The sequence below is a fragment of the Pseudocalidococcus azoricus BACA0444 genome, assembly GCF_031729055.1.
Classification (GTDB): Bacteria; Cyanobacteriota; Cyanobacteriia; order Thermosynechococcales; family Thermosynechococcaceae; genus Pseudocalidococcus; species Pseudocalidococcus azoricus.
The window spans coordinates 23,934-39,994 of record NZ_JAVMIP010000009.1 but is presented as its reverse complement, the minus strand read 5'-3'; the positions used below and the strand labels follow the sequence as shown (position 1 = coordinate 39,994).

Here is a 16,061-nt window from a genome sequence, read left to right as displayed (position 1 = left end):
TGGAACTTTCTTCTGCTTATGTCCACCCTTGTCATTGTTGAATCGCCCACAAAAGCCCGCACGATTCGTAAATATCTTCCCAAAGACTACCGGGTTGAAGCCTCAATGGGCCATGTGCGCGATTTACCTCGGAGTGCGGCAGATATTCCCACGGATCTCAAGGGCCTGGACTGGGCCACCTTAGGGGTAAATGTGGAGGAAGGATTTGAACCCCTTTACATCGTGCCAAAGGATAAACAAAAAATCGTTAAAGAACTGAAATCTGCCTTGGCCGATGCCGATGAACTGCTCCTGGCCACGGATGAAGATCGGGAAGGGGAAAGTATTAGCTGGCATTTGTTGCAGTTACTGAAGCCGAAAATCCCCACTAAACGGATGGTCTTCCATGAAATTACCGCCGAAGCCATTCAAGCTGCCCTAGAAAATTGCCGACAAGTGGATCAGAAGCTAGTCCGGGCCCAGGAAACGCGCCGGATTTTAGATCGCTTAGTGGGTTATACCCTTTCCCCGCTGTTGTGGCGGAAAATTGCTCCCCATCTCTCGGCCGGGCGGGTGCAGTCGGTGGCGGTGCGCTTACTTGTCAATCGGGAACGGGAGCGGCTGGCCTTTCATTCTGGGAGCTATTGGGACTTAAAGGCGACTTTAGATAAAAATAAATCTCCCTTTACGGCCACCTTAATTGAACTCGGAGGGCAGCGCGTCGCCACAGGGAGTGATTTTGACCCCGCCACTGGGCAAATCCAGGCCAATCGGAATGTGGTTTTACTCAATGCCACCACGGCCCAGGCCTTGCGAGACCGTCTGATCCAAACTGATTGGCGGGTCAGTCAGTTGGAATCCCGGCCCCAAACCCGCAAACCGGCCCCCCCTTTTACCACCTCGACCCTCCAACAGGAAGCCAACCGGAAACTGCATCTCTCGGCCAAAGACACAATGCGGATTGCCCAAAAACTCTATGAAGAGGGCTTAATTACCTATATGCGGACAGACTCAGTGCATCTCTCGGAGCAAGCGATTACCGCCGCGCGCGCTTGTGTCAGCCGGATGTATGGGCAGAATTTCCTTGCCCCCAAGCCCCGCCAGTTTACGACTAAATCCAAAGGTGCTCAGGAAGCTCATGAAGCGATTCGTCCGGCGGGAAGTGCTTTTGTGTTGCCGAACGCGACGGGATTAAGTGGTCGGGAGTTAGATGTTTATGACCTGATCTGGAAACGCACTATTGCCAGTCAGATGGCTGAGGCCCGCTTGACCTTAATCACGGCTCAGATTCAGGCCGACAATGCCATTTTCCGCGCCAGTGGCAAGCAGATTGATTTTCCAGGATTTTTCCGGGCCTATGTGGAAGGGTCTGATGATCCAGATGCGGCCCTTGAAAGCCAAGAGGTGATTCTTCCCACCCTCACCCAAGGGGATGCTCTGGTTTGTCAGAAGCTGGATGCCCAAGCCCATGAAACCCAACCCCCGGCCCGGTTTACGGAAGCCACCCTCGTTAAAGCCCTCGAAAGTGAAGGCATCGGCCGCCCCAGTACCTACGCCACGATCATCAGCACGATTTTGGATCGGGAATATGCCATCCGCCGCGGTAATGCTTTAGAACCCACGTTCACGGCCTTTGCCGTTACCGGACTTTTGGAGCAAAATTTCCCGGACTTAGTGGATTTACGGTTTACGGCCCGGATGGAACAAACCTTAGATGATATTTCTACAGGGGAGGTGAACTGGTTACCCTACCTAGAGGAGTTTTATTTAGGGGATAAGGGCCTGGAAACCCAAGTCAAGGAGCGCGAACAAGGCATTGATCCCAGTTCCGCCCGAGCGATTCATTTACCCAATGTCAAAGCCGAAGTTGTGGTCGGTCGCTATGGCCCGTTTGTGGTCATGGAGAATGGGGATGCCCCCGTTAAAGCCTCCTTGCCCCAAGATGCCACCCCTGGCAGTCTCAACCACGAGCAAATTGAACAACTAATTCGCCAAAAGCTGGAAGGCCCCGACAAATTAGGCCTCCATCCTGAAACTGGGGAACCTATTTTCTTGCTCTCAGGCCGGTTTGGCCCCTATGTGCAATTGGGTGAAGCGACAACGGAAAACCCAAAACCCAAGCGTGCCTCTTTGCCAAAGGGAGTGACCGCTGAAGAAGTGACCCTAGATCTGGCGGTAACGTTGCTATCTCTGCCGCGCACCCTCGGCCTTCATCCTGAAACGGGCAAACTCATCCAGGCCAATCAAGGTCGGTTTGGCCCCTATGTGGTGGTAGATCCCGATGGGGAAAAAGAATACCGCTCCCTCAAAGCTGGGGATGACCTGTTTACCATCACCTTGGAGCGTGCTTTAGAAATCCTGGCAGAACCGAAAGCCACCCGCGGCCGCACCAAGAAAGAAGCTCTCAAAAACTTAGGCAACCATCCTGGTGATGACGCGCCCATCCAGATTTTTAATGGCCCCTACGGCCCCTATGTGAATCATGGCAAGGTGAATGCTTCATTACCGGAAGGAGTCACAGTTGAGGAGATGACCTTAGAGTTAGCACTCCCCTTGTTAGCCGCAAAAGCCCCCAAAGGTAAAGCGGGCACAAAAAACACCACAGCCAATAAATCTACCCCAAAGAAAACCACAACCCGCAAAACTACGCCCAAAAAATCCACGCAGTCAACCTCAACCAGAGCCAAGAAAACAACGTCCGGTTAGTTAGGGAGGGCTAAGATTAAGGCAGTTCCAGGCCCGCTCCATTGAGCCATTGCTGAAGTTGAGCACGATTGTGAACGAGTTTGGCCTGGCTGATCAGGGTTTGCTCGCTAGTTCTGAGGGCTTTGACTTGGACAGTTTGCTGAGTGGCTTCAGTTTCGCCAATAATCAGGCACAGTTTGGCCCCACTGCGGTCGGCCCGTTTCATCTGTTTCCCAAAGGCACTGCCACTTAAATCCTGCTCGACGGCAAATTCTAAATGTCGAAGCTGCTGGGCGAGTTTTAAGGCTTGTCGTTCTGCTGTGTCACCTTTGGCCACGACATAGAAATCTAGATGAATCTCTGGAGCCACCTGCTGGGCCTGGAGGAGTAAAATCAACCGTTCTAGCCCCATCGCCCAACCCACGGCCGGAGTTTCTGGGCCGCCCAATTCGCTGACGAGGTGATCATAACGTCCTCCCCCACAGACCGTTGCCTCTTGATTCAGGTCTAGTTGTTGAAACTCAAAGGCCGTATGGGTGTAGTAGTCCAGGCCCCGCACTAGGCAGGGATTGATGGTGTAGGTAATCCCCAAATCCGTTAAATACTGCTGTACCTGTTCAAAATGTTCTGCGGAGGCGGGAGCTAAGTACGCGAGTAATTGGGGAGCATCTTGGGCAATCGCCTGGGTTTTCGGGTCTTTGCTATCCAAAATCCGTAACGGGTTGCGCTCCAGCCGCGTTTGAGAGTCCGGATCTAATTCGTCGCGAAAGGGGGTTAAGTAATCCACCAAGGCCTGGCGATACCGCTGCCGATCTTCTCGACTTCCCACAGAATTGAGCATTAAGGTCACATCCCCCAGGCCCAGGGCTTTGAGAATATCCAGGCCCAAGGCAATCACCTCCGCATCGGCTCGGGGCGAATGAGTACCTAAAACTTCCACCCCCAACTGATGAAATTGCCGATACCGGCCGGCCTGGGGACGTTCATAGCGAAACATCGGGCCGGTGTACCAAAGGCGTTGGATTCCCCCCTGGGCCTGGAACCCATGCTCAATATAGGCCCGCACCACACTGGCTGTTCCCTCTGGCCGCAAGGTTAAAGAACGCCCGCCCCGATCCGTAAAGGTGTACATTTCCTTGCCAACAATATCTGTCGCCTCCCCAATTCCCCGTTGAAATAATTCAGTTTGTTCAAATAGTGGGGTACGAATTTCTTGAAACGCGGCCTGGTGAAGAATCTGCCGAGCGATGCCTTCAATTTGCTGCCAATAGGAGACTTCTGTGGGCAAAATATCCCGGGTTCCCCGTGGAGCTTGCATCCCTGCCATTGCCTCATCCCGATACGACTTATCTTGTTCCTGATCATTTCTCAGTCTAGCGAACTCCGATTAAATATTTACAGAGAATCTAAAAATTATCTGTTTCATAACTTCACGATTAGACCTACCGAGAAGTCGTCATTCTCCAGACCAGCGGCCCACCCCTTAGCAATCATTTTTTCCTGAGGGGGACTCCCCTGCCAAGGCTTTGAAAGCACAATTTGGTCAGGAAACACAGCCTACAATCATTGAATATAAGAATGAAAAAACTCGATGACAATTGACTTGTTTCTATGGCATAATTGGTGATAGGAATTTAGCTGTAAATAAACGCAAAGATTGATAACTAGTTCCTATACAAACATTAAGAATCTCCAAAGCCCTAGTTATTGCAATTGGGGTCATTTAAGCTAATGCTTTATATAGATAGCCTACAAACTTGTGAGCACTCCGGAGAGCTTAATCCCTCTTCAGCATTTTGATGTCATAATTTATCTCTGTTAATTGACAGATTTAATTCTGGTCTGATTTTTATGGCTAATGATGTTAGGAACACTGGGCCTGGGAGTGATCTCAAAACTGTAGGGTTGGATTTTGCGACGCACCACCTGTTTGATGTACAGGTGACTAAACCAAGAGGAAGCTCATTTTATGTCCTACGCACAAAAAGCCCCCGGTAAAGCTGGGTACAAAGCCGGGGTGCAAGACTATCGGCTCACCTACTACACACCGGACTACACCCCCAAAGATACGGATGTCTTAGCGGCCTTTCGGGTCACGCCCCAACCCGGTGTCCCCTATGAAGAAGCTGCTGCGGCTGTGGCGGCTGAGTCCTCGACCGGAACCTGGACAACGGTGTGGACAGACTTGTTGACCGACTTAGATCGCTACAAAGGTCGCTGCTACGACATCGAAACCGTTCCCGGTGAAGATAATCAATTCATTGCCTACATTGCCTATCCTTTGGATCTATTTGAAGAAGGCTCTGTCACTAACCTCTTGACCTCACTGGTCGGGAACGTGTTTGGCTTCAAAGCCCTAAAAGCTCTGCGTTTGGAAGACCTGCGTGTTCCCGTTGCTTACCTGAAAACCTTCCAAGGCCCACCCCACGGGATTCAAGTTGAGCGGGATAAAATTAACAAGTATGGTCGTCCCCTGCTCGGCTGTACGATTAAACCAAAACTGGGCTTGTCGGCTAAAAACTATGGGCGGGCAGTCTATGAATGTCTCCGGGGTGGTTTAGATTTCACCAAGGACGACGAAAACATCAACTCCCAACCCTTCCAACGCTGGCGTGATCGCTTCCTCTTTGTTGCCGATGCCATTCATAAATCCCAGGCCGAGACGGGCGAAGTTAAAGGCCACTACCTCAACGTGACCGCCGCCACCTGTGAAGAAATGCTGAAGCGGGCCGAGTTCGCCAAAGAACTGGAAATGCCGATCATCATGCATGACTTTTTAACCGGTGGTTTCACCGCCAACACAACCTTGGCCCATTGGTGTCGGGATAATGGGGTGTTACTCCATATTCACCGGGCCATGCACGCCGTGATTGACCGGCAGAAAAACCACGGGATCCACTTCCGGGTGCTGGCCAAGTGTTTGCGGATGTCCGGCGGTGACCACATTCACACCGGTACCGTTGTCGGTAAATTGGAGGGTGACAAAGCCATTACCCTCGGGTTCATTGATCTGCTCCGGGAAAACTACATCGAACAAGACCGCTCGCGGGGGGTTTACTTTACCCAAGACTGGGCTTCTATGGGTGGGGTGATGGCCGTCGCTTCCGGGGGGATTCACGTCTGGCACATGCCTGCCCTCGTGGAAATCTTTGGTGATGATTCTGTGCTCCAGTTTGGTGGTGGGACTTTGGGTCACCCCTGGGGGAATGCGCCGGGTGCAACTGCCAACCGGGTCGCCCTTGAAGCCTGTGTCCAGGCCCGGAATGAAGGTCGCGACCTGATGCGTGAAGGTGGCGATATTATCCGGGAAGCCTGTAAGTGGTCACCGGAATTGGCAGCAGCTTGCGAACTCTGGAAAGAAATCAAGTTTGAATTTGAGGCTGTGGATACCGTCTAAGCCAGATGCCTGGTGGTGGGAAGTAGAAAAAGTTGGTTATCCTATCCCCAATATCATCTGCTTCTCCCCCTTGGTCTAGGTCAGTCTATGGATGTCAAGCACGTTGCCAAAGAGACCGCCAAAACCCTGATTAGTTACCTAACTTACCAGGCCGTGCGGACTGTGATTGCCCAACTGGACGAAACAGACCCGCCACGCTCTCTCTGGCTACAACGGTTTACAACCAAAGAACGGGTGCAGGATGGTGAACGCTACTTGCAAGACCTGTTTCAGGAAAAGCAAGACTTAGCCTTTCGGATTTTGACGGTGCGCGAGGATTTAGCGGATCAAGTGGCTGACTTTCTGCCTGAAATGTTACGCACTGGGATTCAAAAAGCTAATTTGCACCAACGCTGTCAACAACTGGAACGGATGACCCAAGTTGCGACTCCCCAGGCCTCACCCGAGACCTCTAGCCCGACTGCTGCCGATTTGACCGATTCAACCCATCAATCTAATTCCTAAACCTTTGAGGACATTGACGACATTATGAAAACATTACCCAAAGAGCGGCGTTACGAAACCTTCTCCTATTTGCCTCCCTTGAGCGATGCCCAGATTGCCCGCCAAATCCAGTACACCATCGACCAAGGCTACCACCCCTGTGTGGAATTTAACGAAAGCTCTGCCGCTGAAATCTACTACTGGACAATGTGGAAGTTGCCCTTGTTTGATTGCTCTTCTCCCCAAGAAGTCTTGAATGAAGTCCAACAATGCCGCTCTGAATATCCCAACTGCTACATCCGGATTGTCGCCTTTGACAACATCAAACAGTGCCAGGTGATGAGCTTTATCGTTCACAAACCTAACCAAAGCGGGAGTGGCTATCGTTACTAATCTCAGTACTCTGTTGAATTAGATATATCAAGAGGGGGGCAGTTAGCTCCTCTTTTTTTATGGAATCATAAGGTTAAAATTTCTATACAACGAACAGGGTTGCCGCTCACATAAGCTAAAATGCTCAAAAAATAGTCGTATCAAGCCCCATGACCTACTCTTGGATTGTTCCTCAAGTCTTAATTCCAGGCCTGGCCACTATTCTGCTTTCTACATTTGCTGGTAGTTCTCCAAAATATCAAGAGCTTAATGCAGCAAACACTCATCACATAGGTTTTCGCGAAATTGCCTCAGAGACGCTTATTGCCCAAAATAATCCTCCTGCCATAGACTCTAACCCTGAATCTACTTATCAAGTAGATAATCCCCAATTTTTTCTGGATCAAATCGTCATTAAACATGGTTTTTCTGCTCTCGTTCTAACGTTTGTAGCAAGTAGTACTGTCTCAATCAGTTTATTTCTTTTGTTCTCTCGTAATAATCGCCAGTTAGGGCAAAGTTATCAATCTCCAGATAAGATATTAAAGTCGAATAGGAAGAAAGATCAAATTGACATGGCAAGTTTAATGACTGTTTTATCGAAATTTAGCGAAAAACTGGATCAATACGAACAGAAAAATCAAGAAAGAATAGCATCTATTGAAAATAGCCTTATCAATCTAGAAAAACTTGTTCAACTTCAGCTAAATTCAGAGGTTATTAAAATTGATCAGCCCCCTCAACAGAAAAATAAGGTAGTAGAAAATTTAGATACTTATACTACTAATACTTCAGGAATTTTGCAAACTACAATTGACGATAACCATAAACTGCATAGTCAGCAAAAGCAAGACTACATCGAATGGTTAAATCTTTTAGCACAACGGTTAGAAGCTATCAAAGGTGACTTTCATTACCAATGGGTCTTTCTTAGAAAATTTCTGGATGATTATCACTCATTTCTTCATAAGAAAGATTCTTACTCTAGTAATTTTCCAACAATAGCTAGCTGGCTTGAATCAAAAGGGGTTTCTGTCAAGTCATGTAGTTCTTCCCAGTCTTGTTTTGAATCTCTCGCAGATAAACTCCAAAAAACTGAAATTTCTCCTTTACATCAAGCGATAAAACAAGCCATCTCCGGGAATGAAACCACTATTGAAATTGATTTTGAGAAGAAACATGAAATCGTAAGGAATTCTTGCTTGAAGTTGGCCGAGGCATTCCATAAACATGGGCTAACTGAAGAATATCATTATGATAAGACTTCAAATATTCTTAATATCAAAATCAAGGATGATCCGAATGTTCGCAATTTTATAAATGGTGATTGGTTTGAAGTTGCTACCAGACAAAAAGTACTTTCTGTAGTAAAACAGGTTGAGTATCTTGAAAAGGTCAAAATATACTTCTCAGAAAATAACAATGGCAACTTAGATGCCGAGATCGACTTGATATTCAAGCTTCCCAAAAAGTATTTAATTGTTGAGTGTAAGTCCGCATCTCATCGTGATTGTCCAGAGTCTTTTCTTCGCTATCAATCCATACAAGAGCGTTTTGGTAGAGATGATAACGTAATATTGATTGTATTTTATAGCTTAAATCGTGATACTGCTCGCGACCTTGAAAGAAAATACTCATTAAAGGTAATTACATTTGGTGATCTGGCATCAACATTGCGAAAATTATCTTCCTAGATTGTTCATTATTATGTAAGTCTAGGCTTGGTGATTGTCGGATCACTTAAATCTAAAGCCGAATTTGTTATGATCTTTTTTGCTCAAATCTTTCTAAATTGTTTGAATGCTAGGCACTTGGGGGAAAGAGTTAAGCTAGGTTTTCGTTTGCTTTCTCTCACCTTGCTAAGTTTAGGTTGGAGTGTTATTGAACCAGGCCAGGCAAACACGTTACGACCAATGGCTCAAAACATCACCTGTGACATTCTCGTTGTTGGTGGCGGCCTAGCAGGTGTTGCAGCGACCTATGAAGCCTTGTTAGCGGGAAAAACCGTTTGCTTAACCGAACTTACCGATTGGCTGGGAGGACAAATTTCGGCTCAGGGGACTGCGGCTCTGGATGAACGGCCGCGCCAACGGGAATTACTGTATTTTCCTAGAGGCTACAACACACTCCGACAGCGACTGATTGCCCAGGCCAAGAACCCGCGCCCCGGTGATTGTTGGGTGAGTGAAGTGTGTTTTCTCCCCCAGGCCGGTCACGAAATCATTAGCCAAATGCTGACAGAAGCTGAGAAAGAAGGTAAAGGGAAACTCCATCTATTTTTGAACACCGTACCCAAAGAGTTAACGATTCAGCCCGTGGGAAATGGGGAGCAAATTCAAACCCTGAGAGCAATCCAACATCAACCCGCCGCCAACGCCCCGCCCCTAAATACATTTTTACTCTCGCAAATTCTCAAAGATATTTATACCGAAACCGACTCAGTTAACTTTATGAAGAAGATTATTCAGTTCACGCCGCCCCCGAATCGCCCTTGGATTGTCATCGAAGCCACGGAAACCGGAGAACTGTTAGGCCTGGCCGACTTACCCTACAAACTCGGGATTGATCCGGTAGATGCCCAAAACCCCTCCTCGTCAAGTAAAACCCCCTATCCCTACTGCCCCCAGGCCTTCACCTATACCTTTGCAATGGAGGCAACCGCAACACCACAGGACTACACTAAACCGGAGTTTTATCCCCAATTCGAGCCGTTTTATAGCTTTGATCTGCCCCGTTATGCCCTAGAGCCAGAGTTAGTGTTTACCTATCGCCGGATCCACAGTGCCAAAGTCGGGCAAAATTTCCGCTCCGTCACCCCTGGGGATATTTCGATGCAGAACTGGGGCGGTGGCAATGATTACGGGCCGGGAAATGCTACTGATAACTGGATTTATACCCGCGCTCAACTCCAGGCCAAGGGGCAACTCAATCCAGGGGGCTGGTTAGGGGGAATTCGCGCTGAAAGTTTAGCCGGCGGGGAAAACCTGGCCTTAGGCTATTTCTATTGGCTCTGGGGCGGCACAACGGACTCTAAACTGACGGAACCCAAACGCCCGAACCCCTATTTACGATATTTATCTGGCCTGGATTCTCCCATGGGAACGGCTCACGGCCTTTCAAAATTTCCCTATGTGCGCGAAGGGCGGCGGTTGATTGGCCGGTATGCCAGTGGCTGGCCCCAGGGGTTTCAGGTAAACGAGGTGGATATTTCTCGGAAGGACTACGCCAAAGATCCTTACTATCAAACCCAGTTACCACCGGAACTGTTTCAGGATTTATCCATTGGCCTGGGGGGCTTACAAGGACTGAAGGTAATGACGGGAGAACTGGCAATTCAAGACATGGCCTGGCGCACCCGAGCACGACTCTATCCCGATAGTGTGGGGATTGGGCATTATCCGATTGATTTTCATCCCTGTATGTTAAAAAATCCCCCGGAAAAACCAGGCAATATTGAACGGCCGGGAGAACGCCAAGGGGCAGCGGAAACCTATCCTTTTCAAATTCCCTTGCGGGCCATGATTCCCCCCCGGATTGATAATTTAATTGCTACAGGCAAGAATATTGCCGTCAGTCATATTGCCGCTGCTGCCTATCGAGTCCAGGCCTATGAGTGGTCAGCCGGAGCCGGAGCCGGAACAGCCGCAGCATTTGTCTTGAAACGGAACCTGTTACCGCCGGACTTAATTCAACCCCTACCCCTGGAAAGCAAACCCTTAGCTCAACTCCAACAGCACTTGATAGCCAATGATAATCCGATTGCCTTTCCCAGAATGTCAATTTTTAACGATAACTGGCAGGCCTGGCCTTGAACCCTGTTGGCCAAATTCCATATTCGGGGAGCTTTTGTTCTGCAACAATAGTTTCTGCTCTGTATAATTGAAGATATAGACACGGGGCTGTAACGGTTTCGACGTTCTTGTGAACCGGGTTCTATGATACAGGTCGAGAGCGAACTCCCTCTCGCAAATCAAGAGTTCAAAAAAATGTAACTGCGAACAACATCGTTCCTTTTGCTCGTAAAGCTGCTGCTGTAGCCTAAATACCACTCTTTTGGTTCGAGCATCTATAGTCTGACTCCGTTAAAGATTATAGATTAACCCCCCAACGGATGCTTTAGTTACTGCTCTCGGGGACAGTAATTAACCAAGACCCTCTCTGAGAATCCTACTGTTCGGAATAAGGAGCAGTTCCCGCCTAAGGATTAGAAAGGCTAAACCTGTGAATGAGTAGGACACTTAATAACTTGGGCGGACACGGGTTCGACTCCCGTCAGCTCCATTTGAATATTATCCGCAACTGCCTAATTCTTCCTGATGGGCTTGAGCGGTTTTATGTTGTCCAAGCAATTGAGTCAATAATACTAGGACTGTGCTCGCTATTCGGGTACACCATGTCGGGGTTTTTTACCGCGCCACAGCAATCGGATGGGTGTTCCCTTAAAACCCAATTGTTCCCGAAACTGTTTTTCTAAATAGCGGCGGTAATTGTCCTTAAATAACTTAGTATCGTTGACAAAAATAGCCATAGTTGGGGGCTGAGTACTGACTTGGGTGGCATAATACACTTTCCCTTGACGACCTTGGCGGGTTGCAGGCGGGCTATGCCCATTGACGGCATCTTGAACAACTTCATTCACCACAGCGGTACTCACCCGCCGGCGATGTTGCTCTACGGCCTGGTTCACGAAGTCAAAAACCTTATTAACTCGCTGCCCGGTCAAGGCACTGACAAAAATTGCCTCAGCCCAATCCACAAAGTTGAGGCGTTGATAGACACGATGACGGTAATCATTGATTGTATAGGTATCTTTTTCGACCGCATCCCACTTGTTCACAACCAGCACACAGGCCCGCCCCTGTTCCGCAATGTGTCCAGCTAGGCGTTGATCTTGTTCCGTAATATCTTCTAGGGCATCTAAAATGAACAAGACGACATCCGCTCGATGGATGGCCTGGAAGGCGCGATGCACCCCAAACATCTCTGGGCCATAGTCCACACTTTTACGCCGCCGAATTCCAGCCGTGTCAATTAAGCGATAGGTTTGGCCATCCCGCTCCACAACCGTATCAATCGCATCCCGAGTGGTTCCAGAAATTGGACTAACAATGGCCCGCTCAGCCCCTAGAAAGGCATTAAGTAGGCTAGATTTACCTACATTGGGACGGCCCGCAATCGCAACGCGAATTTCATCAGTAGTAATTTCGGGATCAGTGGGTGGGATATAGTCCAGGAGTTGATCTAGAAGTTCGCCAGTGCCACTGCCATGAATACTGGAAATCGGATAGGGTTCCCCCAGGCCCAGTTGCCAAAATTCTGCCGCTTGGGCCAGGCCTTGCTGGGGAGATTCACATTTATTCACTGCAAGTAAAATAGGCACGGGTTGCTGTCGGAGCCAAGCGGCAATTTCTAAATCCAAGGCTGTTGGGCCAATTTGACCATCCACCATGAAGATGGCGACTTTGGCTTCATTGAGGGCAACTATCGCTTGCTGGCGAATTAAGGGTAAGAACTCACTGTCATCACCAAAAACTAGGCCCCCGGTATCTACGACCACAAATTCCCGATCTTGCCAAAACGCAGGGCGATAGGTGCGGTCGCGGGTCACACCCGGTTGATCATGGACAATTGAAGCCATTTCTCCCGTGAGCCGATTGACTAGGGTAGATTTACCAACATTAGGACGGCCGACAATGGCCACAATCGGAAGACTCATAGAAAAATTTGCCGGAAAAGGGTTTGGTCACAGCGAGGCCTGGAAGAGGCGCAATGGATCTAGTATCGTAACGCTTTTAGCCCCAACTCAGCTTGAAGGTATCAGTCATAATTAAAACCTCATAGGTTGAATTTAGGACTACCCCTCCACCCTTGGAGAATTAGTTTTTTAACAAGAAAGGTAATGTTGCATCGGGTTGTTGCCAGTCATTAAAGTGCTGCTTTCAAAATCTCTGCCTTATCTGTTTTTTCCCAAGGTAAATCTAGATCATTCCGCCCAAAATGGCCATAGGCAGCAACATCTTGATAAAAGCGTCCACCCCGTTCTGCTGGAAGGGTTTGCAGGCCAAAGGCTTGGATCATTCCCGCTGGTCGGAGTTCAAAGTGTTTTTCAACCAAATCCAGGAGAACTTGGTTATCAACTTTCCCTGTGCCAAAGGTATCAATAAAAATACTCACCGGACGAGCAACCCCAATGGCATAGCTCAATTGAACTTCACATTTATCTGCCAGGCCGGCTGCCACGATATTTTTAGCCACATACCGAGCCGCATAGGCCGCGCTGCGATCTACCTTGGTCGGATCCTTACCCGAAAATGCGCCGCCCCCATGCCGGGAATAACCCCCGTAGGTATCAACAATAATTTTCCGCCCCGTTAAACCCGCATCCCCTTGGGGGCCGCCAATGACAAATTTCCCGGTCGGATTCACAAAAAAGCGGGTTTGGCTATCGGGTTTGAGCGCAATATCGGCAAAGATGGGTTGGACAACATAGTCCCAAAGATCTTTTTTAATCCTGGCCTGGATGGCTTTATCTTCGGTAATGTCCCCAATGGTAGCCGTGTGCTGAGTCGAAATCAGGATTGTATCAATCCCCACCGGCTGACCATCTTCATAAATAACCGTGACTTGGGTTTTCCCATCTGGACGGAGGTAGGGGAGTTTTCCTTCTTTGCGAACTTCAGCCAGTCTCCGGGCAGCACGGTGGGCCAGACTAATGGGCAAAGGCATCAATTCTGGGGTTTCGTTGCAGGCATAGCCAAACATAATCCCTTGATCACCTGCGCCAATGCAATCGAGATCTGATTCACTTAGGGCTTCCCGCTGCTCTTGGGCCGAGTCAACCCCTTGGGCAATGTCTGGAGATTGACGATCTAAAGCGGTGAGTACGGTACAACTATGGGCCGCAAAGCCATTGTCCGCATCGGTGTAGCCAATTTCGGCAATTTTATGGCGAACAATATCCACCAGATTAACATTGGCCAGGGTTGTCACTTCCCCAGTAATCAAGACCAGGCCCGTATTCACCACCACTTCCGCCGCCACCCGACTCCGAGAATCTTGGGTCAAGAGGGCATCTAGGATAGAGTCGGAAATCTGGTCACAAATTTTATCGGGGTGGCCTTCTGTAACCGATTCTGAGGTGAATAGATACCGCAATTCTCTGACTCCTTAACCAAGTATTAGTTCTTTCTCAAATTGATAGATTCACTCCTGCTAAAAGTAATGGAGCGATCATCTATCAAAGGCTGATCCTGTTTTGAGGATGAGGGGAAATGTCAAAACCCTCAAGGCAAACTGTTTTTTGTTAGACTCCGAGTTGATCGCCCCGCTTGTACTGCAAATAAGCCGCCACAAAGAGGCCCGCTAGGGTGACAGGAATTAGACCGAGAACAATCCCACAGAGTAAAGGTTCAATCATATTTTTCATTGAAAGAATTTAATGAATCCGCCTAAGACGGTCTCAAGTTACTATAACAGGGGTCGCGGTCGGTTTGTCGCAGAGATGCCCCCGCTGCCCATGATTATTGTCAATCCCCTGACTAGAGTAACCAGACTACTTCTAAGATGGAGGCTGACGGAGGCGATGAAGTCACTGCTTCAAAAGCATTAGCCTTGGCTATGACCTCCATCTTCAATCGGGAACTGACAAAAATCTATCCTCTTGAGTGGTTTTTTCCTCTCTAAAGGCATCTAATCGTTTATCGGCGCAACTTGCTTATTGCCTATGCCTAGTTCACCTTCCCGTTCGGCCAGCCAACCTCCCTATTTTGTCCGTCTTTGGCAGGGATGGTCTGTTTGGTGGCGGCCCTGGCAAAACATTGACTGGTTGTTAATGGGGGCCGTAGTCAGTCTCCTCTTGATTGGAGTCGTGTCCATTTACAGCATTGATTTCAATAAAGGTGAGATGAACTGGCTCGATCATTTGCTCACGGCTGGGGTGGCGTTGATCACCACGTTAGGGATTGCCCGCTGGCGCTATGATACCCTCCAGGCCTGGCATTGGTACACTTACGGGGCAACAAATCTTGCTTTGGTGGCGGTCTCTCTCTTTGGGGTTACGGCCTTGGGGGCCCAACGCTGGATTCAGATTGGGGGCTTTAATGTCCAACCCTCAGAATTTGCCAAAGTCGGGGTGATTGTCACTATCGCAGCTTTGTTAAATCGGCGGCCGGCCAATAATTTATTGGGAATTGCCCGCGTTGTGGGAGCCTTGATCCTGCCAATGGGCTTAATTTTAGCCCAGCCTAATTTAGGCACAGCTTTAGTATTTGTGGCAATTACAGTGGGAATGCTCTATTGGGCCAATGCTCACGGGGGCTGGATTGTCCTGATGATTTCTCCTTTAGTCTCAGCAATTATCCTGGGACTGGCGTTGCCCTACAATCTCTCCCTTTGGCTCTGGTTGGCTTGGGTAGTGGGCATGGCGATCTTGGCCTGGTGGTGTTTGCCCTTGGGCTTGACGGGGGCGGTTGGGGCCGGGGTATTAAATTTAGCCAGTGGGGGCCTGGGGCAAGTCCTCTGGAATTTACTCCACGACTATCAAAAAGACCGGATTACCCTCTTTCTCAACCCCGATAAAGATCCCCTTGGGGGGGGCTATCACCTGATTCAGTCTCGGATTGCGGTGGGGGCCGGGGGGTTGTTTGGACGGGGCTTAAATCATGGCACGCAAACCCAATTGGGGTTCATTCCCGAACAACATACGGATTTTATCTTTTCGGCCATTGGTGAGGAATTTGGCTTAATTGGGACTTTTCTAGTTCTGGTCCTATTCTGGTTTATCTGTTTGCGGATTATTCAAATTGCCAACAGTGCCGCGGATGATTTTGGTTCCCTGATTGCCATCGGGATGTTCGCAATGATCATTTTTCAGGTGGTGATTAACATTGGTATGACCATTGGCCTCTCCCCTGTGACAGGGATCCCCTTACCTTGGTTGAGTTATGGTCGCTCCTCCCTGATGGCCAATGCCATTGCCCTGGGCCTGGTGCAGTCAGTGGCTAATTTTCGTCCGCGTCAGACCAATCGCCGTCCCTAACTTGGAGAATGTTCTAGGCAGGGTTTCCCTGAGATGATATTTGCAATGACATAAGCCACTCTAGGCTAGACTATTATCTATCTTGTCACGACTCAACAAGGATATTTT

Annotated in this window: 11 protein-coding genes and 1 other RNA gene; 8 read left to right on the top strand and 4 right to left on the bottom strand. The window is 48.8% G+C overall.

The features are described from left to right. The first annotated feature begins 18 nt into the window (after positions 1 to 18). Entirely contained in the window at positions 19 to 2,685 is a 2,667-nt protein-coding gene (topA, locus tag RIF25_RS09940; protein ID WP_322878384.1) for a type I DNA topoisomerase, read from the top strand. Between the two features lie 16 nt (positions 2,686 to 2,701). Here topA and hisS read toward each other — a convergent pair whose 3' ends face one another. Continuing rightward, entirely contained in the window at positions 2,702 to 3,991 is a 1,290-nt protein-coding gene (hisS, locus tag RIF25_RS09935) for a histidine--tRNA ligase (protein ID WP_322878383.1), read from the bottom strand. Positions 3,992 to 4,633: 642 nt separating this feature from the next. Here hisS and RIF25_RS09930 point away from each other — a divergent pair. The 6 genes from RIF25_RS09930 (at position 4,634) to ssrA (ending at position 11,200) form a co-directional block, all read left to right on the top strand. Further along, complete coding sequence (locus RIF25_RS09930; protein ID WP_322878382.1) at positions 4,634 to 6,061, top strand: form I ribulose bisphosphate carboxylase large subunit; 1,428 nt, start codon at positions 4,634 to 4,636, stop codon at positions 6,059 to 6,061. Positions 6,062 to 6,148: 87 nt separating this feature from the next. Continuing rightward, complete coding sequence (rcbX, locus tag RIF25_RS09925) at positions 6,149 to 6,565, top strand: RuBisCO chaperone RbcX (RefSeq protein WP_322878381.1); 417 nt, start codon at positions 6,149 to 6,151, stop codon at positions 6,563 to 6,565. 24 nt (positions 6,566 to 6,589) lie between these two features. Beyond that, complete coding sequence (locus RIF25_RS09920) at positions 6,590 to 6,937, top strand: ribulose bisphosphate carboxylase small subunit (protein WP_322878380.1); 348 nt, start codon at positions 6,590 to 6,592, stop codon at positions 6,935 to 6,937. Between the two features lie 149 nt (positions 6,938 to 7,086). Next, positions 7,087 to 8,610, top strand: a complete 1,524-nt coding sequence (locus RIF25_RS09915) for a hypothetical protein (protein WP_322878379.1) — start codon at positions 7,087 to 7,089, stop codon at positions 8,608 to 8,610. A 219-nt stretch (positions 8,611 to 8,829) separates the two neighbouring features. Further along, entirely contained in the window at positions 8,830 to 10,728 is a 1,899-nt protein-coding gene (locus RIF25_RS09910; RefSeq protein ID WP_322878378.1) for an FAD-dependent oxidoreductase, read from the top strand. Between the two features lie 83 nt (positions 10,729 to 10,811). Continuing rightward, positions 10,812 to 11,200, top strand: a transfer-messenger RNA (tmRNA) gene (gene ssrA, locus RIF25_RS09905). Between the two features lie 94 nt (positions 11,201 to 11,294). Here ssrA and der read toward each other — a convergent pair. The 3 genes from der to petG all read right to left on the bottom strand — a co-directional run bounded on the left by der (position 11,295) and on the right by petG (position 14,333). Next, entirely contained in the window at positions 11,295 to 12,632 is a 1,338-nt protein-coding gene (der, locus tag RIF25_RS09900; protein ID WP_322878377.1) for a ribosome biogenesis GTPase Der, read from the bottom strand. Positions 12,633 to 12,841: 209 nt separating this feature from the next. After that, positions 12,842 to 14,071, bottom strand: coding sequence for a methionine adenosyltransferase (metK, locus tag RIF25_RS09895; RefSeq protein WP_322878376.1), 1,230 nt, complete (start codon positions 14,069 to 14,071; stop codon positions 12,842 to 12,844). A 148-nt stretch (positions 14,072 to 14,219) separates the two neighbouring features. Further along, positions 14,220 to 14,333: a cytochrome b6-f complex subunit V gene (petG, locus tag RIF25_RS09890; RefSeq protein ID WP_015124688.1), complete on the bottom strand. Its 114-nt coding sequence runs from the start codon at positions 14,331 to 14,333 to the stop codon at positions 14,220 to 14,222. 306 nt (positions 14,334 to 14,639) lie between these two features. On the opposite strand from petG, the gene rodA reads away from it, so the two are divergent. Beyond that, positions 14,640 to 15,953, top strand: coding sequence for a rod shape-determining protein RodA (rodA, locus tag RIF25_RS09885; RefSeq protein ID WP_322878375.1), 1,314 nt, complete (start codon positions 14,640 to 14,642; stop codon positions 15,951 to 15,953). Positions 15,954 to 16,061 lie beyond the last annotated feature (108 nt).

What these genes read in the sequence shown, in the direction of transcription:
- topA (WP_322878384.1), top strand. Translation starts at nt 19, where the DNA reads ATGTCCACCCTTGTCATTGTTGAATCGCCCACAAAAGCCCGCACGATT.
- hisS (WP_322878383.1), bottom strand. Translation starts at nt 3,991, where the DNA reads ATGGCAGGGATGCAAGCTCCACGGGGAACCCGGGATATTTTGCCCACA.
- RIF25_RS09930 (WP_322878382.1), top strand. Translation starts at nt 4,634, where the DNA reads ATGTCCTACGCACAAAAAGCCCCCGGTAAAGCTGGGTACAAAGCCGGG.
- rcbX (WP_322878381.1), top strand. Translation starts at nt 6,149, where the DNA reads ATGGATGTCAAGCACGTTGCCAAAGAGACCGCCAAAACCCTGATTAGT.
- RIF25_RS09920 (WP_322878380.1), top strand. Translation starts at nt 6,590, where the DNA reads ATGAAAACATTACCCAAAGAGCGGCGTTACGAAACCTTCTCCTATTTG.
- RIF25_RS09915 (WP_322878379.1), top strand. Translation starts at nt 7,087, where the DNA reads ATGACCTACTCTTGGATTGTTCCTCAAGTCTTAATTCCAGGCCTGGCC.
- RIF25_RS09910 (WP_322878378.1), top strand. Translation starts at nt 8,830, where the DNA reads ATGGCTCAAAACATCACCTGTGACATTCTCGTTGTTGGTGGCGGCCTA.
- der (WP_322878377.1), bottom strand. Translation starts at nt 12,632, where the DNA reads ATGAGTCTTCCGATTGTGGCCATTGTCGGCCGTCCTAATGTTGGTAAA.
- petG (WP_015124688.1), bottom strand. Translation starts at nt 14,333, where the DNA reads ATGATTGAACCTTTACTCTGTGGGATTGTTCTCGGTCTAATTCCTGTC.
- rodA (WP_322878375.1), top strand. Translation starts at nt 14,640, where the DNA reads ATGCCTAGTTCACCTTCCCGTTCGGCCAGCCAACCTCCCTATTTTGTC.